Source organism: Cellulosimicrobium sp. KWT-B (genome assembly GCF_002127155.1).
Lineage (GTDB): Bacteria > Actinomycetota > Actinomycetes > Actinomycetales > Cellulomonadaceae > Cellulosimicrobium > Cellulosimicrobium funkei.
Window position 1 is genome coordinate 797,066 of record NZ_NEDO01000002.1, and the last position, 24,092, is coordinate 821,157.

General features: G+C 75.9%; 24 protein-coding genes, 1 pseudogene and 1 riboswitch. Of the genes and pseudogenes, 15 read left to right on the forward strand and 10 right to left on the reverse strand.

Translation table 11 applies throughout. The annotated features are described in order from the left end of the window. Positions 1 to 16 precede the first annotated feature (16 nt). From B9L22_RS09745 to B9L22_RS09755, 3 genes are all read right to left on the reverse strand, one after another. Positions 17 to 1,165: an alpha/beta hydrolase gene (locus tag B9L22_RS09745; protein WP_086150159.1), complete on the reverse strand. Its 1,149-nt coding sequence runs from the start codon at positions 1,163 to 1,165 to the stop codon at positions 17 to 19. Positions 1,166 to 1,260: 95 nt separating this feature from the next. Next, positions 1,261 to 1,869: a DUF1992 domain-containing protein gene (locus B9L22_RS20510; protein WP_233139924.1), complete on the reverse strand. Its 609-nt coding sequence runs from the start codon at positions 1,867 to 1,869 to the stop codon at positions 1,261 to 1,263. Between the two features lie 64 nt (positions 1,870 to 1,933). Continuing rightward, on the reverse strand, positions 1,934 to 2,557 hold the full coding sequence (locus B9L22_RS09755; protein ID WP_086150160.1) for a hypothetical protein: 624 nt from the start codon (positions 2,555 to 2,557) through the stop codon (positions 1,934 to 1,936). Between the two features lie 122 nt (positions 2,558 to 2,679). Here B9L22_RS09755 and B9L22_RS09760 point away from each other — a divergent pair, with 122 nt between their 5' ends. Together B9L22_RS09760 and B9L22_RS09765 are read left to right on the forward strand one after the other, a co-directional pair. Beyond that, positions 2,680 to 3,864 (forward strand): pyridoxal phosphate-dependent aminotransferase, encoded by a 1,185-nt coding sequence (locus B9L22_RS09760; protein ID WP_086150266.1) that lies wholly within the window; start codon positions 2,680 to 2,682, stop codon positions 3,862 to 3,864. Between the two features lie 95 nt (positions 3,865 to 3,959). Next, positions 3,960 to 4,859 carry an endonuclease/exonuclease/phosphatase family protein gene (locus B9L22_RS09765; protein ID WP_233139927.1) on the forward strand — a complete coding sequence of 300 codons (900 nt, stop codon included), beginning with the start codon at positions 3,960 to 3,962 and terminating at the stop codon, positions 4,857 to 4,859. Between the two features lie 16 nt (positions 4,860 to 4,875). On the opposite strand, the gene B9L22_RS09770 is transcribed toward B9L22_RS09765, so the two are convergent. After that, the gene (locus B9L22_RS09770) at positions 4,876 to 5,244 is read right to left on the reverse strand and encodes a hypothetical protein (RefSeq protein ID WP_198947264.1); all 369 of its coding nucleotides are present in this window, start codon (positions 5,242 to 5,244) and stop codon (positions 4,876 to 4,878) included. Between the two features lie 216 nt (positions 5,245 to 5,460). Between B9L22_RS09770 and B9L22_RS09775 the strand changes: the two genes are divergently transcribed. Further along, positions 5,461 to 6,378 carry a LysR family transcriptional regulator gene (locus tag B9L22_RS09775; protein WP_086150161.1) on the forward strand — a complete coding sequence of 306 codons (918 nt, stop codon included), beginning with the start codon at positions 5,461 to 5,463 and terminating at the stop codon, positions 6,376 to 6,378. A gap of 72 nt (positions 6,379 to 6,450) precedes the next feature. After that, complete coding sequence (locus B9L22_RS09780) at positions 6,451 to 7,932, forward strand: lactate dehydrogenase (protein WP_086150162.1); 1,482 nt, start codon at positions 6,451 to 6,453, stop codon at positions 7,930 to 7,932. Between the two features lie 47 nt (positions 7,933 to 7,979). Here the strand turns inward: B9L22_RS09780 and B9L22_RS09785 are convergent, their stop codons facing one another. Then, positions 7,980 to 8,345: an SdpI family protein gene (locus tag B9L22_RS09785; RefSeq protein ID WP_158097185.1), complete on the reverse strand. Its 366-nt coding sequence runs from the start codon at positions 8,343 to 8,345 to the stop codon at positions 7,980 to 7,982. Between the two features lie 175 nt (positions 8,346 to 8,520). Continuing rightward, positions 8,521 to 8,628: riboswitch (glycine riboswitch) on the forward strand. Positions 8,629 to 8,908: 280 nt separating this feature from the next. On the opposite strand from B9L22_RS09785, the gene gcvP reads away from it, so the two are divergent. The 3 genes from gcvP to gcvH are packed head-to-tail and all read left to right on the forward strand — an operon-like array spanning position 8,909 to position 13,390. Further along, positions 8,909 to 11,764, forward strand: a complete 2,856-nt coding sequence (gcvP, locus tag B9L22_RS09790; RefSeq protein ID WP_369824821.1) for an aminomethyl-transferring glycine dehydrogenase — start codon at positions 8,909 to 8,911, stop codon at positions 11,762 to 11,764. Next, positions 11,761 to 12,984 carry a glycine cleavage system aminomethyltransferase GcvT gene (gcvT, locus tag B9L22_RS09795; protein WP_086150165.1) on the forward strand — a complete coding sequence of 408 codons (1,224 nt, stop codon included), beginning with the start codon at positions 11,761 to 11,763 and terminating at the stop codon, positions 12,982 to 12,984. Before gcvP ends, gcvT begins: the two co-directional genes overlap by 4 nt. 28 nt (positions 12,985 to 13,012) lie before the next feature. Next, positions 13,013 to 13,390 (forward strand): glycine cleavage system protein GcvH, encoded by a 378-nt coding sequence (gene gcvH, locus B9L22_RS09800; RefSeq protein ID WP_086150166.1) that lies wholly within the window; start codon positions 13,013 to 13,015, stop codon positions 13,388 to 13,390. Positions 13,391 to 13,441: 51 nt separating this feature from the next. On the opposite strand, the gene B9L22_RS09805 is transcribed toward gcvH, so the two are convergent. From B9L22_RS09805 to B9L22_RS09815, 3 genes are read right to left on the reverse strand one after another with little or no spacing between them, the layout of a single operon-like run. Continuing rightward, on the reverse strand, positions 13,442 to 14,011 hold the full coding sequence (locus tag B9L22_RS09805) for a hypothetical protein (RefSeq protein ID WP_086150167.1): 570 nt from the start codon (positions 14,009 to 14,011) through the stop codon (positions 13,442 to 13,444). After that, the gene (locus B9L22_RS09810) at positions 14,008 to 14,508 is read right to left on the reverse strand and encodes a pyruvoyl-dependent arginine decarboxylase (RefSeq protein ID WP_043653117.1); all 501 of its coding nucleotides are present in this window, start codon (positions 14,506 to 14,508) and stop codon (positions 14,008 to 14,010) included. Before B9L22_RS09810 ends, B9L22_RS09805 begins: the two co-directional genes overlap by 4 nt. After that, the gene (locus B9L22_RS09815) at positions 14,505 to 17,423 is read right to left on the reverse strand and encodes a response regulator (protein WP_158097186.1); all 2,919 of its coding nucleotides are present in this window, start codon (positions 17,421 to 17,423) and stop codon (positions 14,505 to 14,507) included. Before B9L22_RS09815 ends, B9L22_RS09810 begins: the two co-directional genes overlap by 4 nt. A gap of 70 nt (positions 17,424 to 17,493) precedes the next feature. Here B9L22_RS09815 and B9L22_RS09820 point away from each other — a divergent pair, with 70 nt between their 5' ends. From B9L22_RS09820 to B9L22_RS09845, 6 genes are all read left to right on the forward strand, one after another. After that, positions 17,494 to 17,889, forward strand: a complete 396-nt coding sequence (locus B9L22_RS09820) for a response regulator (RefSeq protein ID WP_086150268.1) — start codon at positions 17,494 to 17,496, stop codon at positions 17,887 to 17,889. Continuing rightward, complete coding sequence (locus B9L22_RS09825) at positions 17,886 to 18,236, forward strand: Hpt domain-containing protein (RefSeq protein ID WP_158097187.1); 351 nt, start codon at positions 17,886 to 17,888, stop codon at positions 18,234 to 18,236. The genes B9L22_RS09820 and B9L22_RS09825 overlap by 4 nt, the downstream gene beginning before the upstream one ends. A gap of 109 nt (positions 18,237 to 18,345) precedes the next feature. Continuing rightward, entirely contained in the window at positions 18,346 to 18,639 is a 294-nt protein-coding gene (locus B9L22_RS09830) for a hypothetical protein (protein ID WP_086150170.1), read from the forward strand. 197 nt (positions 18,640 to 18,836) lie between these two features. Continuing rightward, positions 18,837 to 19,064 carry a helix-turn-helix transcriptional regulator gene (locus tag B9L22_RS09835; RefSeq protein ID WP_044144703.1) on the forward strand — a complete coding sequence of 76 codons (228 nt, stop codon included), beginning with the start codon at positions 18,837 to 18,839 and terminating at the stop codon, positions 19,062 to 19,064. A gap of 79 nt (positions 19,065 to 19,143) precedes the next feature. Continuing rightward, a complete protein-coding gene (locus B9L22_RS09840; RefSeq protein ID WP_044144702.1) occupies positions 19,144 to 19,572 on the forward strand; it encodes a (deoxy)nucleoside triphosphate pyrophosphohydrolase in 429 nt (142 codons plus the stop codon). Positions 19,573 to 19,642: 70 nt separating this feature from the next. Next, entirely contained in the window at positions 19,643 to 21,469 is a 1,827-nt protein-coding gene (locus B9L22_RS09845) for a lipase family protein (protein ID WP_233139932.1), read from the forward strand. A 52-nt stretch (positions 21,470 to 21,521) separates the two neighbouring features. On the opposite strand, the gene B9L22_RS09850 is transcribed toward B9L22_RS09845, so the two are convergent. After that, a complete protein-coding gene (locus B9L22_RS09850) occupies positions 21,522 to 21,905 on the reverse strand; it encodes a hypothetical protein (RefSeq protein ID WP_086150171.1) in 384 nt (127 codons plus the stop codon). A 114-nt stretch (positions 21,906 to 22,019) separates the two neighbouring features. On the opposite strand from B9L22_RS09850, the gene B9L22_RS09855 reads away from it, so the two are divergent. Both B9L22_RS09855 and B9L22_RS09860 read left to right on the forward strand, forming a co-directional pair. Beyond that, a complete protein-coding gene (locus B9L22_RS09855; protein WP_076404560.1) occupies positions 22,020 to 22,442 on the forward strand; it encodes a VOC family protein in 423 nt (140 codons plus the stop codon). Between the two features lie 44 nt (positions 22,443 to 22,486). Next, the gene (locus B9L22_RS09860; protein ID WP_086150172.1) at positions 22,487 to 23,776 is read left to right on the forward strand and encodes an amidohydrolase; all 1,290 of its coding nucleotides are present in this window, start codon (positions 22,487 to 22,489) and stop codon (positions 23,774 to 23,776) included. Between the two features lie 161 nt (positions 23,777 to 23,937). Here B9L22_RS09860 and B9L22_RS19730 read toward each other — a convergent pair. After that, a pseudogene (locus tag B9L22_RS19730) lies at positions 23,938 to 24,092 on the reverse strand (ATP-dependent Clp protease ATP-binding subunit ClpX); the annotation flags it as partial.

A 24,092-nucleotide genomic window follows, 5' to 3' on the forward strand; every position in this document is an offset into this window, starting at 1 on the left:
AGGTCGTCGTCGAGCGTCACCGGCGGCGGGTCCGCCCGCGCAGCGTCCCGACGGCGGTGCCCACGGACCGCGCGACGGACCGTCCCGCGTGACGCACCGTGGCACCGAGCCGGCCGAGCGCGCGGCCCACGCCGCCCGTCGCGCGCGGCGCGCCGCGGGGAGAGGGGGCGACGGCGTCGGGCACGGGCGGGGTGACGGGCGCGGGCCGCGGCAGGTACGCCCCGACCCACTGCGCGATGCGTCCGTACGCGAGCGCGCGCACGGGCCGGGAGGAGAGGACGACGTCGTGCAGGGCGCCGTCGAGGCGCGCGACCGTGACGAGGTCGCCGAGCTGGACCGAGCGCTGCGCGACGCCGTCGACGTCGATCGCGGTGTCCGTGCGCATCATCTCGGGCGACCAGCGGGGCAGCAGCGTGCTCCGGGCCGAGAGCAGGACGAGCACCGGGGCGCCGATCCCGAGGCCGCGCGCGACCGTCTGCTGGCCGTGGAAGACGGCGGACAGCCACGCGGGCGTCGTCCGGAAGCCGTGCTGGGGACGCCACGTGAGGTCGTACGACCACTCGCCGTCGAACTCCTTGCTCACGGAGCGCGTGTAGAAGCCGAGGTCGACGTTCGGCAGCGGGCGCGTGGGCGTGAGCCGGGCGCGCGCGCCGATCACGGGCTCGAGCAGGAGGCGGCCGACCTCGCGCGTCTGGAACTCCAGCCACGGGCTGTTGAGGACGAGCGCCGCCGCGCGCCCGGGGTGGCGCGCGAGCCACAGGCTCAGCGTGAGGCCGCCGGTCGAGTGGCCCATGAGCACGACCTCGCGCGGGGACCGCCCGTCGCCCCGGTGGCCCATCGCGACGAGCGCGGCCTCGATGTCCTCGTCGTACGTCGCGAGGTCGGCGACGAACCCGGGCGTCTGGCCGGGCCGCAGGCTGCGGCCGTACTTGCGCAGGTCGAGCGCGTGGAACCGCGCGCCGTGCGCCTCCCAGAAGTCGGCGAGCTCGGTCTGGAAGAAGTAGTCGGACCAGCCGTGCAGGTACAGCACGTCGAGGTACGGGTCGGGCCCCGGGCGCCGGCGCCGCACGAGCGTCGCGACGACGTCGCCCTCCTCGTCGGGCGCGAGCGGCAGCGTGAGCTGCTCGTAGTCGTCGCCCAGGACGTCGGGCTGCCAGTCCGCCATGCCGCCGACCCTAGGCGGGCCCGACGACGGCCGCCCGCCCGGCGGGTCGCGAACCGGTCGGCCGGGGTCGGGTCCGGTCGAGCCGGTTCCGGTGGTCAGCGGGCGGTGCGACGGGCGCGCCAGCGCGCGACCTCGTGCTCGACGTCGCGCGTCGGAGTCACGACGGGCGGCCCGCCGAGCAGCTGACGACGGGCGTCGACGACGCGCGCGTTGAAGTCCGCGAGGATCTCGCGCACGGCCTGCTCGTCGAGCTCGCGGTCGAGGCGGTCGTCGAGCTCGCGGTCCTCGGTCTTGAGGAGCATCGCCGGCGGCCCGAGACCGGTGAGCTGCTCGCGCTCGATCACCGCCTTGAGCCACCAGTCCGGGTCGTGCGTGCCCGTGAGCCCGGGGATCGGCTTGCCCGCGAGCGGGAGGTCGTCGAACTCGCCGCGTCGGACCGCCTGGTCGATCACCGTGTCGACGTACATCGCACGGTCCTCGGGTCGTACACGGCGTGGACCCCCAGCCGGGAGGTCGTCCTCGCGCGCCTCGGCCGCGCCGCGCGCGCCTGCCTCGCCCGCCGCGCCCACCGGCTCCCGGCGCGCGGGGTCGTCGTCGGGCGCCTCCCGCTCCGCGGCCTCGCGCGCGGCCTCCCGCTCGACCCGGTACTGCGCGGCCCGCCGGACCGGGTCGTCGTCCGGGGTGCGGGAACGTCGTCGGAACACGAGCACCTCCTCGTCGTCTCCGCCCAGCGTAGGCAGCCCCGGTCCGCCCGGACGAGCGGAGAGCTCAGCCGTCGAGGAGCGGGTGGTACCGACGGCGCAGGGCCCGGTCGAGGGCGGCCAGCACGCCGCCCACCGTGAGGACCGTGTTCACCGGGCCCGGGAGGTCCGGCACGAACGGCGGCGTCCACCCGGTGAACTGCGACGCCACCTCGAGCAGCTGCGGCACCTGCGTCACGACCGCGACCGCGAGCACGACCCACGCCGTCACGCCCACGGCGCGGCTCGCCGTCGGGCGCTCGCGGTCCATGCGGTCGCGCCACGCCTCGGCGGTCCCGGGCAGCGGCGGGACGTCGTGCACGGTGCCGACCGCGTCCACGACGCGCACGTACCGCATCCCGTAGGTGCTCATCCTCGCCTCCAGCGTCGCGCCCCCGAGGTCGAACCGGGCGCGCGAGCGCTGCTCGTCGACGAGCCGGCCGTCCCGGTACAGCCGGATGCGCTCGTCCCAGTCGAGGAAGTCCACGGCCACGACGTACTCGTGGCCGCCGTGCCGGAGCCCGAACGCGCTGCGCCACAGCACGGCCCACCCGCGGACGGGGCGGAAGGTCGCGACGCCGTCGCGTCGGTCGCCGCGGTCGTCGTCCTCCCGGTCGTCGGGGCCGTCGCGCCAGGCGTCGTCGGTCGTCATGGCACCATCCGACCGCGGGCGCGGGGTGCGGCGCGTCGCCCGGACGACCGACACCTCCGCGCGCGGCCGGCCGGCGTCCGCCGAACGGATGACCCGGGCATGATGGGCTCATGCCCGGGTCGATGAAGGTCTCACGCCGCTCCCACGTGCCGCCGTTCGCGGTGATGGAGGTCCTCGCCGAGGCGAACCGGCTGCGCGACGCGGGCGCGTCCGTGCTCAACCTCTGCGCGGGCGAGCCGTCGACCGGGGCGTCGGACGTCGTGCGGCGCCGGGCGATCGAGCTGCTCGAGCACGGCGACCTCGGCTACACCGAGTCGCTCGGGGTCCCCGCGCTGCGGCGCGCGATCGCCGAGCACTACGACCGCTGGTACGGCGTCGAGATCGACCCGGCGCGGGTCGCGGTGACCACCGGGTCGTCCGGCGGGTTCCTCCTCGCGTTCCTCGCGGCGTTCGACGTCGGCGACCGTGTCGCGCTCGCCCGCCCCGGCTACCCCGCGTACAAGAACATCCTCCGCGCGCTGGGCTGCGAGGTCGTCGAGCTCGACTGCGGCCCGGAGACGCGCTACCAGCCCACGGTGTCGCAGCTCATGGAGGCGTACTACGACGGCGGCCTCGACGGGCTCGTCGTCGCCAGCCCCGCGAACCCGACGGGGACGATGATCCTGCCCGCCGAGCTCGACGCCGTCGCGGCGTGGTGCACCGACCACGACGTGCGGCTCGTGAGCGACGAGATCTACCACGGCATCGTCTACGGCGACGGCGCGGACCGTCGGGCCGCGGCGTTGCCCACTGCGGCGCGGTACGTGCCCGACGGCGCCGTCGTCGTCAACTCGTTCTCGAAGTACTGGGCGATGACCGGGTGGCGCCTCGGGTGGCTCGTGCTGCCGGACGAGCTCGTCGGGCCGGTCGACGCGCTCGCCGGGAACGTCGCGCTGTCGCCGCCCGCGCTCGCGCAGCACGCGGGCGTCGCCGCGTTCTCCCCCGAGGGGTACGCCGCCGCGGCCGAGAACGTCGCGCGGTACGCGGCGTCGCGCGAGCTCGTGCTGTCGCGGCTCGACGACCTCGGGTGGTCGCGCGTCGCGCCCGCCGACGGCGCGTTCTACGTCTACGCCGACGTGTCCGGGGACGGCCTGGACTCCGTGACGTGGTGCGCGCGCCTGCTCGCCGAGGCGGGCGTCGCGCTCACCCCCGGCACGGACTTCGACGGCGTCCGGGGCGGGGACTGGGTCCGGCTGTCGTTCGCCGCGGCCCCGAGCACGGTCGCGGAGGCGGTCGAGCGGATCGCCGCCTGGCGCCGCACCCTCTGACGAGCCCGGGGCGCGCCGCCCCTGCGGCGTCCCCGGGGCCGGGCGGGGAACCCGCCCTGGTCGCGACGGTCCGCGGCCCGCGCGAGGATCGTGCGGTGCCCCACGACTCCCGTGACCTGACCGACGGACCGCTGCCCCCGCGACCCGAGGGAGCCCTGCGCCTCGCGACCTTCAACACGCTGCACGGCGCCGCGCTCGACGGGACCGTCGACGTCGAGCGGTTCGCGCGCGCCGTCGCGTACCTCGACGCCGACGTGCTCGCGCTCCAGGAGGTCGAGCGCGACTCGCCCCGCTCGCACCGCGCCGACCTCGTGGCCGTCGCGGCGGAGGCGCTGCACGCCGAGCACCGGCACCTGTCCCCCACGCTGCGCGGCGTCTCCGGTGCGTGGGTGCGCGCGGGCCGGCCGGGGTCGGGCGTGCGGCGCGTTCCCGGCGTCGCGTCGTACGGGATCGGGCTCGTCAGCAGGTTCCCCGTCGAGCGGTGGGCGCGCCTCGAGCTCGACCGGATGCCGTGGCGGTCGCGCGTCCGACGGCGACGGCCAGGTGCCGCGACGGGGGCCGCCCGCCTGCTCCCGTTCCGGGTGGTGCCCGACGAGCCGCGCGCCGCGCTCGCCGCCGCCGTCCGCACGCCGTGGGGGCCGCTCACCGTCGTGACGGCGCACACGACGTCGCGCCCCGAGTTCACCGCGGACCAGCTCCGGTCCTTCGCGGGGGCCTGCGCGCCGCTCCCCCGCCCGCTCGTGCTGCTGGGCGACCTCAACCTGCGCGCGCCCGAGCCTGCGGAGATCACCGGGTTCACGTCGCTCGCCGACGTGCTCACGCACCCCGTGGACCGGCCCGTGCGGCAGATCGACCACGTGCTGGCCGACGGCCTGCCCGGCGGCCCGACCGTCCGGGCCCTCGGGCCCGCCACGGCCGTCGACACGGGGCTGTCCGACCACCGCGCGGTCGTCGTGGACGTCGTCCTGGAGGCCGCGCCGGGCGCCTCGCGCTGAGCCGGGCCGGTCGTCGTCAGGCGGCGAGCCCGACCTCCTGGGGTGCGGGGTCGCCGTCGGCGCGCACGGCGGCCGGTGCGGAGGCGGCCGCCGTGATTTCGGCGGCCTCGGCGAGCGTGCGACGACGCGCACGGCGCGCCCGCACGATGACGACGATCGCCTGGGCGCCGATGAGGACCCACACGAGGTTCGCGGCGACGGACGGCCACACGCCGTTCGCGGCGGCGACCATGCCCATGAGGCCTGCGGCGGTGAGGTTGGTGAGCTGGAACGGGGCGGACGACGGCGCCCAGCGGCCACGGCTGACCATCGCGTAGGCGACGACGCCGGCGGCGGCACCGATCCAGCCGAGGAACATGACGATCGCGTCGAGGGTGACAGGCACAGCGGTACTCCGGTGACGAAGAAGGGGTGGAGGGGGGTACCGCGACGCTGCGGTGGCTGTGCGCTCCGGGCCGATGGCTGGTGGCGCGGGTGGTGCGAAGCTCGGGCGCCGACCCGTAAGGAGGAGGAGGTAACCGACCGGCGCCACGACAAGTGTGAGGCCTTCCGAGGTTCAGCACAATCGAAGGATTCTGCACCGGGCGTTTAGCATCTCTACATGGCGACGGACCCACGCAGACTTGGTTTCCTCCTTGCCGTGCACCGGGGCGGAGGCATCCTCGCGGCAGCGGATCTCCTGCACGTCACCCCGTCCGCGGTCTCCCAGCAGATCCAGCGGCTCGAGGCCGAGGAGGGGCTCGTCGTGCTCGACCGCGGACCGCGCGGCGTGACCCTCACCCCGGCCGGTCGCGTGCTCGCCGAGACCGCCGAGCGCATCGAGACCGAGCTCGTCGAGGCGCGCAAGGCGCTGGCCGCGCTCGGCGACGAGGTGAGCGGGCGCGTCGCCGTCGGCTCCTTCCAGACGGCGATCCGCGCCGTCGTCGCACCCGTCGCCGGGAGGCTCGCCGAGACCGCGCCGGGGATTGAGCTCGACGTGCAGGAGCGCGAGCCCACCGAGGCCCTGCGGCTGCTGCGCGCGGGCGAGCTCGACGTCGTGCTGCTCGAGCGCGACTACGAGGCCGACTCCCCCGCCCCGCGCGGCACGCGCGAGATCGTCCTGCTCGACGAGCCGTGGCGGCTCGTCGTCCCCGCGGGCATGCCGACGCCCACGCGCGTCGACGACGTGCGCGACGCCGTCTGGCTGGGACCGGAGCCGGGCACCGCCGCCGCCCGTGCGCTCCGGCGGCTGGCCCGCGGGCTCGGCGGGACCCTGCGCACGCGGCACAACTACTACGACTTCGACGTCGCGCTCTCGCTCGTCGCCGCCGGGCTCGGTGTCGCGATGCTCCCGGCGCTCGCCGTGGAGGGCGGCGCGTCGGACGAGGTGCCCGACGGCGTCACGGTCGTCGGGCTGCCCGGCCTCGGCTCGCGCCGCCTCGTCGCGCGCCACCGCGCGACCCGGCACGAGCCGCGCCCCGTGGTCTCTGCCGTGCTCGACGAGATGGTCGCCGCCGCGGGCGACATCGCGTTCGCCTGACGCCGGGGTCCCGGGCGAACCCGGGGGCCGCTGGGGGGTCCGCGTCGTCTCGGGGCGTCGTAGCCTGCCGGGGTGGACGTAGGGGTGGTGGGGGCGACGGGCGACGTCGGCCGACAGGTGTGCACGCAGATCGTCGAGCGGCGGGTGCTCCCGCCGACGGCGCGGCTCCAGCTCGTCGGCCGGGCCGGCGGCGCGTCGGGGCGGGCCGTGCACGGGCTGCGCGCCGACCTCGTCGACGCGTACGACGAGCACGCGCCGCTCCTCGACGTCGCGCACTCTCCCGACGACGTCACCGCCGACGTCATCGTGGTTGCCGCCGGCCTCACTCCCCCGGCCCGCACGGGCGCCGACCCCGACCGGCGCGTGCTGGCTGCGACGAACGGCGCGGTGCTCGCCGAGTACGCGGACGCGATCGCGCGGCACGGCTCGGGGCACGAGGTCGTGATCGTCGTGACGAACCCCGTCGAGCTCGGCGTCGCGGTCATGGCGGAACGGCTCGGGCGGCACCGCGTGCTCGGCATGGGGGCCTGGCTCGACACGCTGCGGTTCCGGCGCGAGCTCGCGGTCGAGCTGGGCGTGCGGCGGCACCGCGTCGGCGGGTTCGTGGGGGGCCAGCACGGCGAGGACGCCGTCCCGCTCTGGTCGACCGTCCGGGTGAGCGGGCTCGACGCCGACGAGCGGGCGCGCGCCGTCGCCGCGCTGCGCCGCGGCCGCACGCTCGACGCGCTGCCGGGCGAGATCGCCGCGGCGAAGGACGAGCTCGCGCGCGTCGCGAGCCAGGACATGGGTGCCGCGTTCGAGCTCATCGACACCTGGCCCGCCGACCTGCGGCTCGTCACGCGGCCCTGGATGACGCACCAGTCCGGCGCCAAGACCCCCGCGGGCACCGCGAGCGCGACCGTCGACCTCCTCGAGGTGATCCTCGACGGCCGCGAGATCGTCGTCGCGGGGCAGGTCGCGCTCGACGGCGAGCTCGACGGACGCCTCGCCCCGGCGGACGGCGTGCCGTCGCGCGGCGTCCTCGGCGTCCCGGTCGTGCTCGGCCCCGGCGGGTGGACGCGCGTGCTGCTCGACGAGCTGCCCGACGACGAGGCGCGCCGGCTCGTGCAGGCGGCCGAGGGGATCGATCGCCTGGTCTCGGCGAGCGCGGTGCCGGACGCGGGCCGTGCGGCGGGCGCGGCGGGTCCGCAGGGCGGGACGGGCTCGCCGGGCGGGGCGGCAGTCGTCCCCGGCACGACCGGTGCGGCGGGCGCGGTGCGTGCGCCGGCCCCGGTCGGCGCGGAGCGCGACTGGGTCGCGACCGTGCACGGCCTCGACCAGCCCGGCACGCTCACCGCGCTCACCGGGGTCTTCTCGACGCGCGGCGTGAGCTTCGACTCGCTCGCGACCGGGCCGGTCGACGGCGACGGTCGAGCCGGGCGGATCGTCGTGTCGTTCCGTGCGACCCCCCGCCGCACGCGCGCCCTGGAGCGCGCGGTCCGGCGCCTCGCGACGGTGCGCTCCGTCGTCGTGGAGCCCGCGGGCGACTCCTCCCGGCACGGCACGCCGGGCTGAGCGACGGCCGGGCTCGCGGGGCCGACCGTGCGCGAGCCGCCGCCGGGTCAGCGGCGAGGACCCACCTCGCGGCGCACCGCCCGCGTCCCGACGACGAGCCCTCCCACCGTGAGGGCGAGCGCCAGACCGGTCGCGACCAGCACGACGACGAGGCCCGCGGCGTCGTCGACCACCAGGAGCACCGGGGCGGCCGCGACGAGCACCCAGCCCGCCGCCTCGCTCAGCGGCCGGGCCGCGCGGTGTGCCGTGCGCCAGGCGTCGTCGCTCGCCAGAGTCGTCGCGGTGCGGATGCCCGCGACCTGGTTGCGGCCGATCCGTCCGGAGGCCGTGGCGCGGGCGCACCAGACGAGCAGGAGACCCGCTCCGGCGAGGACGAGCAGGAGCACGAGATCGGCGACGGTGTCGGGGTGCACGTGCCCCACCCTGTCACGGCGGCGCGCGCCCGTGCCGGGCTACCGGTAGGCGTGCGCCTGGAGCGCGGACATCTCCGCGCACGGTCCGCCGCGAGCGCGACCGTGGCGCCTGCCACGGCCCGCCCGGGCGGCACGACCCCGGTAGGATCGTGCGCACAACTGCAGTACTGCCGCCCGAACCTCGACGGGAGAGCTCGGCAGCACGGTCCTCGGACCGGGCGCCGGCGCCGAAGGAGCAAGTCCTCCCCGGGAATCTCTCAGGCCCACGTACCGTCGAGGCGAGGCAACTCTGGAAAGCGGTCGTGCGCTCGTCGGACTCCCGGCGACCTCGGCCCACCGACGGTGCAAGTCGGCGCGCCCCGGCCCTCGCGGCACGGCGGACCGGCAAAACTCTCAGGTCGACGCGTGCGTCCGATGACAGAGCGGGGAGGGACCCGCCGTCGTCCCCTCCCCCGGAGGTCCCCGTGACCCAGCCGTCCCTCGACCGCACCTCGCCGCCCGACGCCGCCTCCGGCGCGTTCGCGCCGCGCCACCTCGGCCCGCGCGGCCGTGAGGTGCAGGTCATGCTCGACCAGCTCGGCTACGCCTCGCTCGACGCGCTCGTCGACGCCGCCGTGCCCGCGGCGATCCGCACCGAGCGCCCGCTCGACCTGCCGGCGGCGCGCACCGAGACGGAGGTGCTCGACCACCTGCGCGCGCTCGCCGCGAAGAACGTCGTCAAGACGCAGATGATCGGGCTCGGCTACTACGGCACTGTCACTCCCCCGGTGATCCGTCGCAACGTCCTCGAGTCCCCCGCCTGGTACACGGCGTACACGCCGTACCAGCCCGAGATCTCGCAGGGCCGGCTGGAGGCGCTGCTGAACTTCCAGCAGGTCGTCGAGGACCTCACGGGCCTCGACGTCGCGAACGCGTCGCTGCTCGACGAGGCGACCGCGGTCGCGGAGGCCGTCGCCCTCATGTGGCGGGCGTCGCGTGCGAAGAGCGGCTACGTGGTGCTCGACGCCGACCTCTTCCCGCAGACGCTCGCGGTGACGCTCGGTCGTGCGCAGGCCGTCGGCCTGCCCGTGGTGGTCGCCGACCTGTCGGGCGGCCTGGCGGCCGGGCTCGCCGCCGCCCGCGCGGCGGGCGCGTTCCCCACCGATGCGGACGACGGCGCGCACCTCGTGGGCGTCGTCGTCCAGCAGTCGGGCGCGTCGGGTCGCGTCGTGGACTGGCGGCCCGTGGTCGCGGAGGCCAAGGACGCGGGCGCGCTCGTCACCGTGGCGAGCGACCTCCTCGCGCTGACGCTGCTGGTCTCCCCCGGCGAGCTCGGCGCCGACGTGGCGGTGGGCTCCGCCCAGCGGTTCGGCGTCCCGCTGTTCTACGGTGGCCCGCACGCCGCGTTCATGGCGGTCCGCAAGGGCCTCGAGCGGTCCCTGCCCGGCCGTCTCGTGGGCGTCTCGATCGACGCCGACGGCGACACCGCCTACCGCCTCGCCCTCCAGACGCGCGAGCAGCACATCCGGCGCGAGAAGGCGACGAGCAACATCTGCACGGCGCAGGCGCTCCTCGCGATCGTCGCCTCGATGTACGCGGTCTACCACGGCCCCGACGGCCTCCGCGCGATCGCCGAACGGACCCATGCCCACGCCACGACCCTCGCCGAGCACCTCCGCGCGGGCGGCGTCACGGTCGAGCACGACACCTTCTTCGACACCGTCCGCGCCGTGGTCCCGGGCCGCGCCGCCGCCGTCGTCGAGGCCGCCGCGGCGGCCGGCGTCAACCTGTACAACCCCGATGCAGACCATGTACAGATCGCCTGCGACGAGACCACCACGCCGGCGATCCTCGCCACGGTCGTGCGGGCGTTCGGGATCGACCTCGCGACCGGGCAGAGCGAAGACGCCGCCGCTGCCGCATCGCCCGGCCACGACCTCCCGGCCTGGGCGACCCGCACGACGCCGTACCTCCAGCACCCGATCTTCCGCCTGCACCGCTCCGAGACGTCGATGCTGCGCTACCTGCGCCGCCTCGCGGACAAGGACCTCGCCCTGGACCGGACGATGATCCCCCTGGGCTCGTGCACGATGAAGCTCAACGCGACGGCGGAGATGGAGGCGATCTCCTGGCCGGGGTTCGCGGACCTGCACCCGTTCGTCCCCGCCGACCAGGCGCGCGGCTACGAGGAGCTGATCGGCGGCCTGGAGTCGGCGCTGGCCGAGATCACGGGCTACGCGGGCGTCTCGGTGCAGCCGAACGCGGGCTCGCAGGGCGAGTTCGCGGGCCTGCTGGCGATCCGCGAGTACCACGTGTCCCGCGGCGACGTGGAGCGCGACGTGTGTCTGATCCCCGCCTCGGCGCACGGCACCAACGCGGCGTCGGCGGCGCTGGCGGGCCTGAAGGTCGAGGTCGTGCGGACCGCGGAGAGCGGCGAGGTGGACCTCGCCGACCTGCGCGCGAAGCTGGCCGACCACGGGCCGCGGGTCGCGGCGATCATGATCACCTACCCCTCGACGCACGGCGTCTTCGAGGAGCATGTCCGCGAGGTGTGCGACCTCGTACACGAGGCAGGTGGCCAGGTGTACATCGACGGGGCGAACCTCAACGCGCTCGTCGGGCTCGCGCGCCCGGGGGAGTTCGGCGGCGACGTCTCGCACCTGAACCTGCACAAGACGTTCTGCATCCCGCACGGCGGGGGAGGGCCCGGGGTCGGACCGGTCGCGGTCGGCGAGCACCTCGTGCCGTTCCTCCCGGGCGACCCGCTCGCCCCGGGCGCGTCCGCCGCGACGCCCGTCTCGGCGACGCGGTACGGCTCGGCCGGGATCCTGCCGATCTCCTACGCGTACGTCGCGCTCATGGGCCCGGACGGGCTCACGGAGGCGACGAAGACGGCGGTGCTCACCGCGAACTACGTCGCGAGCCGTCTCGCCGACCACTACCCGGTGCTGTACACGGGGCCGAACGGCCTCGTCGCGCACGAGTGCATCCTCGACCTGCGCCCCATCACCGCGGAGACGGGCGTGACGGCGGAGGACGTGGCGAAGCGGCTCATGGACTACGGGTTCCACGCCCCGACGCTCTCGTTCCCCGTGGCGGGCACGCTCATGGTGGAGCCGACGGAGAGCGAGGACCTCGCGGAGCTCGACCGGTTCGTCGACGCGCTCGTCGCCATCCGCGGCGAGATCGACGCGGTCGCGTCGGGCCGCTGGGCGGTCGAGGAGTCGCCGCTGCGCGGCGCGCCGCACACCGCGGCGGCGCTCGTGGCGGAGGACTGGGACAAGCCCTACTCGCGCGAGCTCGCGGCCTACCCGGTCGCGAGCCTGCGCGCCGGGAAGTACTGGCCGCCGGTGCGCCGCATCGACGGTGCGCGGGGCGACCGCAACCTCGTGTGCTCGTGCCCGCCCCTGGAGTCCTACGTGACGGGAGATCTCGCATGACCGAGCAGCAGACCGGGACGACCGAGAGCGCGGAGCGCCGCAGCCCGCTGCACGACGAGCACGTCGCGCTCGGCGCGAACCTCACGAGCTTCGGCGGGTGGCTCATGCCGCTGCGGTACACGTCCGACCTCGCGGAGCACCGCGCCGTCCGCGAGGCGGCCGGCCTGTTCGACCTCTCCCACATGGGCGAGATCGAGGTCGCGGGACCGCAGGCCGCGGCCGCGCTGGACCACGCGCTCGTCGGGAACCTCTCCGCGGTCGCGCCGGGCCGGGCGCGCTACACGATGATCGGCCAGGAGGACGGCGCGGTCCTCGACGACCTCGTGGTGTACCGCCTCGCGGACGAGCGGTTCCTCGTGGTCGCGAACGCGGGGAACGCGGACCTCGTCGCGCGCGAGCTCGTGGAGCGGGCCGCGGGCTTCGACGCGACGGTCACCGACCAGGGCGCGAGCACGGCGCTCGTCGCGGTCCAGGGGCCGCGTGCGGAGGAGATCGTCGCGGGCCTCACGGACCCGGCCGACCCGGTCGCCGCCGAGACCGTGCGCGACCTCCGGTACTACGCGGCCGCGCCGCTCGTGCTGCGGACCGACGACGGCCCGGTCGACGCGCTCGTGGCCCGCACCGGGTACACGGGGGAGGACGGGTTCGAGCTGTTCGTGCCTGCCGACCGCGCCGCCGACCTGTGGCGCACGGTGCTCGCCGCGGGTGCGCCGCTCGGCCTGGTCCCGGCGGGCCTGTCCGCGCGCGACTCGCTGCGCCTGGAGGCGGGGATGCCGCTGTACGGGCACGAGCTCGACACCACGACCACGCCGTACGAGGCAGGGCTCGGGCGCGTCGTGAAGCTCGACAAGGTCGACGCCGACGGCGCACCGCTCGAGTTCGTCGGCCGCGCCGCGCTCGCCGCGCGCCGGGAGTCGCCGCCCGCGCGCGTGCTCGTCGGGCTCCGGGGCCTGGGGCGGCGGCCCGCACGGGCGGGCTACGCCGTCGTGCTGCCGGGTGACGGCGTCGACGCCGGGGGAGCGGTGGGGGAGTCCGCCCGCCGCGTGGGCACGGTGACGTCCGGCGCGCCGTCCCCGACGCTCGGCCACCCGATCGCCCTCGCGTACGTCACGCCCGAGCTGTCGGCGGAGGGCACCGAGCTCGCCGTCGACGTGCGCGGCCGGGCCGAGCCCGTGGTCGTCGTGCCGCTCCCGTTCTACCGTCGTCCCCAGCAGTCCTGACCGCCCCGTCGTCCCGAAGGAGAACCCCATGACCGAGGCCCAGTTCCCGGCGCACCTGCAGTACACGGCCGAGCACGAGTGGATCGACGGCTCGACGCCCGCCGTCGTCGGGATCACCGCGACGGCCGCCGAGGCCCTCGGCGACATCGTCTACCTGGAGCTGCCCGAGGTGGGCGCCGAGGTGACGGCCGGGAGCGTCATCGGCGAGGTCGAGTCGACCAAGTCCGTGTCGGAGCTCTTCTCGCCCGTGACGGGCACGGTCGTCGAGGTGAACCAGGCGGCGGTCGACGACCCGGCCGTCGTGAACTCGGACCCCTACACCGACGGCTGGCTGTTCAAGGTCGACGTCGTCGACACGGGCGACCTGCTCACCGCCGACCAGTACGCGGCGCACGTCGGCGGCTGACGTCCGTGCCGGGGCGGTGCGGACCGCCCCGGCACAGGGTCGGCGCGACGGTCAGCGGAACGTCGTCGCGTAGTACGTCTGCTGGTCGACGGTCTCGACCTCGACGTCCTGCGTCCGCTCGAGGTGGCGGCGCAGGTTGTCCGCGAACCGCAGCGAGTCGTCGTTGAACCGCGACACGTCGTAGGCGCACACGACGCGGTTCTCCGCGAGGTGCGCGACGAGCGCGTCGATCATGTCCATGAACGTCCGGCTCGCACGACGGCCCGGGTGCGCGAGCGTGAAGCCGATGTACCAGACGGCGCCGCGCGCCGCGTGCTCGGGGTAGCGCGCCGCGAAGAACTCCGGGCTCACCCACGGGACGGCCGCGAGGTCGGTCGCGAGCGTCGTCAGCCCGACGGCCGCGCCGTCGTCGTCGTGCGCGAGGAGCTTGAGCACCCGCGGGTCGCTCATCTCCTCGTCGAACTCCTCGCGGTGCAGCACGTGCCGGGCGGCCGCACGGGTCCGCAGCGGCTCGAACGCCTCGAGGTAGAGCTCCCAGAACCGGTCGGCGAGCTCGCCGTCCACGGTCTGCTCGAACGTCACCGCGGCGCGCCCCGCGCCCGCGCGCGCCGGCGCCGTCACCGGGTCTCCCCGTCCCAGCCCTCGCGGCGGTACGCGGCGACGACGACGGAGCACACGGGCAGCGACTCGCAGCGCACCCCGGCGACCCGGCGCCCGGCCGGGTGGAACCGGTTGCCGCGCGTCGCGGCCAGGTCCTCCAGGCTGAGCGTGAGGTCCAGCTCGAGCTGCTCGTGCGACGGCGCCTCGTGCTCCACGAACAGACCGGCACCGCTGTCGTCGTCGCGCAGCGACCACGCCACGCCCGCCCACGCCTCGTGGCCGGGCATCACGGCGTGCGCCTCGGCGTACACGCAGTACAGGAGGTCGCCGTGCCCGCCGTACCCCTCCTCGAGGCGGTCCACCTCGACCACGCGGGACCCGGGCGGCACGACGGAGCTCAGCCGGACGAGGTTGAAGTCGCCGACGCCGGCGTCCGTGAGCGCCGCGTCGAACGCGGACAGCTCGGTCCTCCCCGTGCCCGTCCCGTGGCTCACGTAGATGATGGGTCCCGCGGTCATGTGTTCTCCGTCCTCGAGGCTCTCGCCCCGTCGTCGTGCGCCGTGCCCCAGCGGCCCGCGGCCGTGTCCAGGAGGTCGAGCACGGGTTCCAGCAGCTTCTCGGGGGCGGTGCTCCCCTTGCGCAGGTAGACGGTATCTCCCAGCCGGAGGTCCGCACGCTGGTGCGCGTCGAGGCGCGCCCCGCTGTAGATGACGAGCGGGACCCGGCTCAGGCGGCCGTCCTGGCGGAGCGCGTCGACGACCTCGCGGCCCGCGCCGTCGGGCAGCGTGAGGTCGAGCACGACGAGCGCCGGGTCGTCGCCGCCCGCGAGCACCTCCAGCGCCTCGTGGACGCTGCGCGCCAGCGTGACGACGAGACCCGCGCCCTGCAGGACGGCCCGGACCACCTCGCCGACCTCCGGGTCGTCCTCGACGACGAGCACGTGCTCGTGGTGCGGGCGCAGGCTCACGGCCTCCTTGACGGTGCGCTCGAGCTCCGCGGGCGCGACCGGCTTGACGAGCCAGCGGTCGGCGAGGGACGCCGTCGCCACGGCCTTCGAGGGCTGCGAGCCCGAGACGATGACGACGGGCACGTTCGCCGTCGCGGCGCTCCGGCGCACCCGGTCGAGCACGTCCTGCCCGTCGCGCCCCGGCATCGCGAGGTCGAGCACGACGGCGGCGGGCCGGGCGGCCTCGATGGCCGCGAAGGCGAGCGTGCCGTCGGTCACCCCGACGACGTCGTACCCGCGCGACTCCAGCACCGCGCGCAGCACGTCCACGACGTACGCGTCGTCGTCGACCACCACGACCCGGGGGCGCTGGTCGCCGGGCGCCGTCGCGGGCACGTCGTCGGCCGGGTCGAGGACCGGCTCCGGCCGGGGGAGGGTCGCGCGGAAGGTCGCGCCCATGCCCTCGCCGCGGCTCTCGGCCCAGATGCGGCCCCCGTGGCGCTCCACGATGCTCTGCGAGATCGCGAGGCCGAGCCCGCTGCCGCCCCGCTCGCGCGAGTCCGACGCGTCGACCTGCTCGAAGCGCCGGAACACCGCCTCGAGCTTGTCCGGCGGGATGCCGCGCCCCTCGTCCTCGACGCGGAGCTCGACCATCTCCCCGGCGGAGCGCGCGGACACGCGGACCGTCCCGCCCGGCGGGGAGAACTTCACGGCGTTGCTCAGCAGGTTGGTCAGCATCTGCACGACGCGGTCCCCGTCGACGGCGACGACCTCGTCGGTGTCCTCCTGCACGATCTCGACGCCGGCGTCGCGCGCGAGCAGCCCGACCGGCTCCGCGGCCGTCGAGACGAGGTCGGCGACGCGGTGGTCGGCCCGCTCGAGCGGCGTCGTGCCGGAGTCCATGCGCTCGATGTCGAGGATGTCGTCCACGATCCGGTTGAGGCGGTCGCTGCTGGACCGCGCGACGTGCACCATGCGCGCCGAGCGCTCGGGGAGCGTGCCCAGGGCCCCGCTGTCGAGCAGGCCGAGCGCGCCGCGGATCGCGGTGAGGGGCGTGCGCAGCTCGTGGCTCACGACGGACACGAACTCGTCCTTGAGCCGCTCGACCTCCCGCCGGTCCGTGATGTCGCGGAACACGACGACCGCGCCCAGCGTGCGGCCGTCGTCCTTGAGCGGGCTCGCCGTGACCTCGACGGCCACCTCGGAGCCGTCCTCGCGGAGGTAGACGTCCTGCTCGGCGACCGCGGTGATGCCGTCGCGCACGGCCTCCCGGATGTAGCAGGACTCCGCGGGGTAGGGGTTGCCGTCCGCGTCCGGCGCGTGGAAGAGCGCGTGCGCGTCCCGGCCGATGAGCGAGTCCTGGCTCGCGCCGAGCGTGCGGGACGCCGCCGCGTTGACGAAGGTGACGCGGCCGTCGGGGTCGACGCCGTAGATGCCGTCCGCCACGGACTCGAGCGTCCGCGCGCGCTCGCCGGCGAGCGCGCGGAGCTGGGACGTGCGCTCCTCGACGCGTCGCTCCAGGCCGTGCAGCAGCGACTCGTTGTCGGCGACGACGAGGATCTGCCGGGCGACGACGGCGAGCAGCACGACGACCCACAGCGCGTTCGGGGCCCACGTGAAGCCTGTCGAGGACTGCACGACCCGGATCAGGGCGGCCGCGAGGAACAGGCAGAAGGTCACGGTCGTGCCGAGGACCGCGGAGCCCTGCGCCCGCTCGTCGGCCACCGGGCTGCCGCTCGCCGCCCGGTGCCGCGCGGCGAGCGCGATCATGAGGTACCCGCCGACCCAGCCGACGTCGATCGGGCTGCCGAACGTGAACGTGCCGTCGGCCGAGAGCAGGGCGAACGCGACGTCGGCCACGGCGTAGAGCACGAACCCGCTGCCCACGAGCACGAGGGGCACCCGCTCGGAGGCGGTCGAGCGGGTCATCACGAGCACCGCGAAGGTCGCGAGCAGCGCGTCCACCACCGGGAGCGTGTACGCCGTGACGACCGTCGAGCCGGTCGGCGGGGCCTCGGCCGAGCGGAGCGTCACCGCGTAGAGCGCGATGTACAGCACCGAGCCGCCGACGACGACGCTGTCGAGCAGCATCCGCCCGATCTCCTTGCCGCGCGGGCGCACGGTGGGGAAGAACGCGAGCCCGACGATGCCCAGGAGCAGCGCGGCGATGTAGGCGTAGTCGCCCGTCGAGGGGTTGTCGACCAGGCCCGCGTAGACGTTGCCGACGAGACCGACCACCCCGCCGAGCGCGAGCAGGCTCCACGCCCGACGCCGTCGGCCCGTCGAGCGTGCCGCGCGCCACCCGCAGCTCGCCGCGGCGATCGCCCCGGCGCTCACGATCGAGGCCTGCGAGACCGTGCGTCGGGTCTCGGCGTCGAGCGGGCTCGCGAGGACGACGACGAGGAGCACGAGGACGACGCCGACCACCCAGCACCAGAGGACGAAGGGGTCGTGCGTCCGCTCCGCCGGTCCCCGCTGCCCCACCATGCGTCGAGCGTAGGGGACCGCCCGTCGGCGCGCGCTGCCGGGCACGGGCTTCTCGGCTAGCGTCGGGACGATGGACGCGGAAGGGCAGAGCAGGCGGCGCGTGGTCGTCATCGACGACGACCCGTCGATCCGCGAGGTCGTCGAGCTCGCGCTCGACGTGGTGGGCGGCTACGAGGTGCACGTCGCCGCCGACGGCGACGAGGGCGCGGCGCTCGCCGAGCGCGTGCGGCCCGACGCGATCGTGCTCGACGTGATGATGCCCGTCGTGGACGGGCCCACCGTGCTCGCGCGCCTGCGGACGCGCCCCGCGCTGCGTGACGTGCCGGTCGTCTTCCTCACCGCCAAGGTCGGCGCGGGGGAGATCTCGCGCCTCGACGGCCTGGGCGCGGCCGGCGTCATCACGAAGCCGTTCGACGCTCTCGACCTCGCGGCCCGGCTCGGCGCGCTCCTCGGGTGGGAGCCGTGACGGCCGGGCCCGACGGTCGTGCGGACGACCGGCTCGACGCCGCGCTCGTCGTGCTGCGGCAGCGGGCGCGGGCCCGGAACGCGGCCCGGGTCGAGGAGGCGGCCCGCCTCCTGGGGCACGGGGCGGACGACGCGGAGCCCTCGGCCGAGGCCGTCCTCGAGGCGGCGGCGCTGTGCCACGCCGTCGCCGGGTCCGCCGGGACGTTCGGCGACGACGACACGACCGCGGCCGCGCGCGAGCTGGAGGCGGCGCTCCGCGGGGGCGACCTCGCTGCGGTGCCGGCACGTCTCCAGCGCCTGCGCACGCTGACCGACGGCGCCCGGGAGGGCACGAACCCCGAGTCTTGAGCAAATCTTGAGGTTCTCCTGCGGCGGACGTGGGATTCCCCCAAGGACCGCGCACCAGGGTGGTGGGTGCCGAGGGGACGGTCCCCCGGACTGGCAGGGGGGTACTCCCATGATCGACACCGTGACGTCGCCCGACAGCCCGACCCGGCGCGAGACCGGCGCGAGCCACGGGCCCCGCGTCCCGACGCCGACCTATCTCACGTCGGGCCCGCAGGCGAGCATCGACGCCGCCATGGCAGCGCTGAGCGACACCGTCGAGCGCACGCTGCAGGAGGACCTCGCCCAGGGAATGCTCCCGACGGTCGAGCAGATGAGCGTGAGCGTCGTGACCCGTTCGACGGGTTCCGTCGAGGACTACACGGCCGTCGCGCTGCTGCTGCTCTCGTACCAGCACCTCGTCTGACCTGCACCGACGCCGCTCCGGCGGCTGGTTCGTCCGGGTCTGGACGAACGTCCTGAAACTCGTCGCGAGAAGTCGCGTCATGAAACGACTCCCGTCCCATCCCTTCAAGTAGCACCAACCGGAACTCGCCACGTGGGGATGACGTGACCGGAGAGCATCTGGAGGAGAACATGAGCACCATCGAGCTGGTCCGCCCCATGGCGGCCCCGTCGGAGCGGATCGCCACCCCGATCGCTCCGCTGACCCGCCGGGAGCGGGTCGTCCTGTCGAACCTGTCTGAGGACGTCACGCTCGAGCAGATCGCCACCAAGCTCTTCGTCACGCGCAACACGGTCAAGTCGCAGGTCCGCAGCCTCTACCGCAAGCTCGGCGTCTCGACCCGTGCCGAGGCCGTGGCCTGGGCCCGGGCGGCCGGCCTGCGCTGACGAACGGCTCCGCGGCCCCCGCAGGCCGCGGTCACGGTCGCGTCACCCGCACGTCACGACGCCGTGCGACACTCCGCGTATGACTCTGCGCAGACTGGTGGTGGCCGCGGCGATCGTCGACGATCTCGTCGCCCCGCGGCTCCTGCTCAGCGCGCGCCGGTCCCGTCCGTCGCACCTCGCGGGCCGCTGGGAGTTCCCCGGGGGCAAGGTCGACCCCGGCGAGACCCCGACGGAGGCGCTGCACCGCGAGCTCCGCGAGGAGCTCGGCGTGGCCGTGGAGCTCGGTGACGAGATCGTGGGTCCCGACCACGGGACCTGGATCATCACCGACCGCCACGTGATGCGCCTGTGGTTCGCGCGGGTCACCGCGGGAGAGCCCCAGCCGCTCGTCGAGCACGACGAGCTGACCTGGCTCGACGCCGGGAGCTGGCTCGACGTGCCGTGGCTCGACGCCGACGTGCGCATCGTCGAGGAGCTCGCGCGCCAGGTGGCGCCCGAGGCGGTCTGACCGCCGGCCCTCCCGGCCTCCGCCACGCGCTCCGCGCGCGCCCTGCGGGACGCGTGGCTACGGTCGCGACGTGAGCCGAACCACCGCCCGGGCGCGCCGCGCGCTGCGCGACCTCGGGGACCGCCTGCCGCCCTGGGCCGCCGTCGTGCTCGGCGCCGCCGCCACCGCGCTCGGCGCCGCCGTCGTGCTGCGGCCGTTCGCCTCGCTCGCGGTCCTCGTCGTCGCGGTCGTCGCGGCGTTCGTCGTCCTCGGCGTCGTCGAGCTCGTCGGCGACGGCGGCACGTCCCCGGACGCGCGCGGTCCCCGTGCCCTGCGCGTCGTGCGCGGGCTGCTGTTCCTCGCGCTCGCGGTCGCCGTGCTCGTGTGGCCCGCGCCGACGATCGGGGTCGTCGCGCTGCTCGTGGGCGTCGGCCTGGTCGTCGCCGGGGTCCTCGACGTGGTCGACGGCGTCCGGTCGTCGGGCACGGACCGCTGGGCCCGCGTGGCGGTGGGCGCAGCGTCCGTGCTGCTCGGCGGGCTCGCGCTCGCCTGGCCGGACGTGACCGTGCTCGTCGTCGCCGTGGTGCTGGGGGTGCGCCTCGTGCTGCTCGGCGTGCGGCTGCTCGTCGCCGGGGTGCGCCGTGCGCGCGCCGCGCGCCGTCCGCCCGACCCCGTCGCTTCGCCGTCGCGCCGGTCCCGGTCGGCGCGCCGCGGCCCGGCCGCGCTCGTCGGGGCCGTGCTCGCGTTCGTCGCGGCCGCGGGGCTCACGGGCGTGAGCGTCGCCGTGCAGCGCGCCGCGCCGCACGCCGACGCGTTCTACGACGCGCCCGACGCGCCCCCGGACGAGCCCGGGAGCCTGCTGCGGGCCGAGCCGTTCACGCGGCAGATCCCGGACGGGGCGACGGCCTGGCGCATCCTCTACACGACGACGCTCGACGAGGGAGAGCCCACCGTCGCGAGCGGCCTCGTCGTCGTGCCCGACGGCGTCGGGAGGGACGGGGGAGCGCCGCCGCCCGTCGTCGCGTGGTCGCACGGCACCACCGGCTATGCGCGCGGGTGCGCGCCCTCGGTGCTCGACGAGCCGTTCGAGTCCGGCGCGTTCTTCCTGCTCGACGACGTGCTCGCGCGCGGCTGGGCCCTCGTCGCCACCGACTACGCCGGGCTCGGCACCGCGGGACCGCACCCGTACCTCGTCGGCCAGGGCGAGGCCCGCTCCGTGCTCGACGCGGTGCGCGCCGCCCGCGCGCTCGACGACGCGACGCTCGGTGAGCAGACCGTCGTCTGGGGTCACTCGCAGGGCGGGCACGCCGCCCTGTGGACGGGCGCCGTCGCGCCCGCGTACGCCCCCGACGTGCCGCTCGCGGGCGTCGCCGCGCTCGCTCCCGCGAGCGACCTCACGGCCATGGTGTCCCACCTGGAGAACGTGCCAGGGGGCAGCGTGTTCGCGTCCTACGTTGTCGCGGCGTACGACGCGGCCTACCCCGACGCGGACGCGATCGAGGCCGTGCGCCCGGGGGCGCGCCTCGTCGTGCACGAGATGGCGTCCCGCTGCCTGTCCGAGCCGGGCGCGCTCGTCTCCGTCGCCGAGGCGCTGTCCATGGACCAGCCGCTGTGGACGACCGACCCCACGGACGGCGCCCTGGGGGAGCGGCTCGCCGAGAACGTGCCGACCGGGGCGGTCGAGGCGCCGCTGCTCGTCGCGCAGGGGGCGTCGGACCCGCTGGTCCTCCCGAGCACGCAGGACGCGTACGTGGGGGAGCGGTGCGCGGCCGGGCAGCCGGTCGACTACCGCACGTACGAGGGGCGGGACCACGTCGGCCTCGTCCAGGCGGACTCGCCGCTCGCCTCCGACCTCGTGCGCTGGACGGAGGCGCGGCTCGCGGGCGAGCCGCCGACGCCCACCTGCGCCACCGGCTGACGCGTCGGCGTCGCCGCGTGCCGTGGCGCGGGCGGACGGCGGCCGACGGCTGTCAGGAGCGCTCGTCGTCCGCCGTGTCCGCCACGTCCGCCGTGCCCTCCGCGTCCGCCGCGCCGGCGCGCGCCCGGAGCAGGCTCGCCACGTCGGCGAGCGTGCTGCCCACGGCCCGCGGGGCGCGGTCGGGCCGCAGGTAGCGCTCGTCGTCGTCCGGGGTGCCCACGGCCGGGCGAGGTGGCGCCGTCGGCCCGTCCCCCGGCGGGGCGCCGGGCACGGCCCCCGGCTCCGGGAGCCCTTGCACCACGCGACCGCCGCCGGCCCGCCAGGCGAGCGTCGCGTCGACGAGGCGCCGGTACACCCCCGCGTCGAGCGGGTCGCGCAGCCACGCGTCGGCCGCCTCCGCGACGTGCCGCGCGAGGCGCCCGTCCTGGTCCGTCACGTCGTCTCCCGGTGGGTGGTGTGCCGTCGTCCGGTCCCATCCTCGCGTGCCGTGACCGCACCTGCTTGCGAGCGCGCGGGCGCGGCGCGACGGTGGCGTGCGGAGGTGGTCACCGTGGCCGACACGTTCCCCCGGATCGCCCAGGTCGTGCTCGACACGACCGACGCCCGCGCGCTCGCGGAGTTCTACCGCGGCCTGTTCGGGCTCGAGTACCGCGCGGGCGACGAGCCGCCCGCCGCAGGCGAGCCCGACCCCGACGGTGCGGACTGGCTCGTGCTGCGCGCCGCCCCGGGCGGGGTCCAGCTCGCGTTCCAGCAGGTCGGGACGCTCCCGCCCTCGACGTGGCCCGACGACGGAGTGCCCCAGCAGCTGCACCTCGACTGCACCGTGCCCGACGTCGCGGAGCTCGACCGGCAGCACGACCGCGCCCTCGCGCTCGGGGCGCGGCTGCTGCTCGACCGGTCCGACGACCCGGACGAGCCGCTGCGCGTCTACGCCGACCCGTCCGGTCACCCGTTCTGCCTCTTCGTGGGCTGACGCGCGCGGTCGCCGCCCGTCGCCGGGCGCGGGATCATGCGTGCATGACCGCGACCCCGCTGACCACCGCCGAGCTCACCGACGTCTACACCGACCTCCACCGGCACCCCGAGCTCGCGTTCGCCGAGCACCGGACCGCCGGGATCGTCGCCGAGCGGCTGCGCGGCTGGGGGTACGACGTGCACGAGGGGATCGGCGGGACCGGCGTCGCGGGCGTCCTCGCGAACGGCGACGGGCCGCGCGTGCTGCTGCGCGCCGACATGGACGGGCTCCCCGTCACCGAGCTCACCGGCCTGCCCTACGCCTCCACGGACACCGCGACCACGCCCGACGGCCACGAGTCCGGCACCATGCACGCGTGCGGCCACGACGTGCACGTGACGTGCCTGCTCGGCGCCGCGGCCGAGCTGGCCGCGCACCGCGACACGTGGTCGGGCACGCTCGTCGTCGTCTTCCAGCCTGCCGAGGAGGTCGGCGGGGGAGCGCGGGCGATGGTCGCGGACGGCCTGTTCGACCGGACCGGCGGCCGTCCCGACGTCGTCCTGGGGCAGCACGTCATGCCCCTGCCCGTGGGCGTCGTCAACCTCACGGCCGGGCCGGCGATGGCCGCGACCGACTCGTTCCGCGTCACCCTGCACGGCAAGGGCGGCCACGGCTCCAGTCCCGAGTCGACCGTCGACCCCGTCGTCATGGCGGCCGCGACGGTCATGCGGCTGCAGGGCGTGGTGTCGCGGGAGGTCGGGGCGCGGGAGTCCGCGGTCGTGACCGTCGGGGCCCTGCGCGCGGGGACGCAGGCGAACATCATCCCGGGGTCGGCGGAGCTGCTCGTCAACGTCCGGTCCTTCACGCCCCAGGTGCGCCGTCGCGTGCTCGACGCGATCCACCGCATCGTCGACGCCGAGGCCGCGGCGTCCGGGGCGCCCCAGGCCCCGGAGTACGAGGAGGTCTCGACGTTCGACCTCATGGTCAACGACCCCGCCGCCGCCGAGCGCACCCGGGCCGTCCTCGCCCGCACGCTCGACGAGCAGCACGACCGCATCACGGCCGCGGGCGGGCGGGCCGCCGTCGTGTCGCTGCCGCCGCTGCCCGGCTCCGAGGACGTCGGCGACCTCGCCACCGCCGCCGGCGTGCCGCTCGTCTACTGGAACCTCGGCGGGTTCGACCCCGCCCTCTTCGCCGCGTTCGACCTGTCCACCGCGACGGGCATGGGCAACCTGCCCGACGGCGTCGCCCCGAACCACTCCCCGTACTTCGCGCCCGTGCCCGAGCCGACGCTCGACCTGGGCGTCGCGCTCCTCGTCGCCGCGGCGCGCGACTGGCTGCGCACGGCGTGACGTCGCCGCGCGCGACCGGGGCGCGCGTGGGGCTGCGGCTCCGCCGGGATGAACCCGGGCTCTCCCTGAGCGGACCGGGGCCCTCCCTGAGCTGACCCGGGCGCTACCTCGGCGGCCCCGGGCATTACCCGGGCGGACCCGGGGGGGCGTCGTCGTCGGGGTCAGGCGGACTTCTCGCGCGGGGTGCGTGCGCGCGCGGTCGTGGTGCGCGGCACGATCGTGGGATTGACGTTGTCCAGCACGACCTCACGCGTGATCACGACCCGCTCCACGTCATCACGCGACGGCACGTCGAACATCACCTGCTGCAACACCT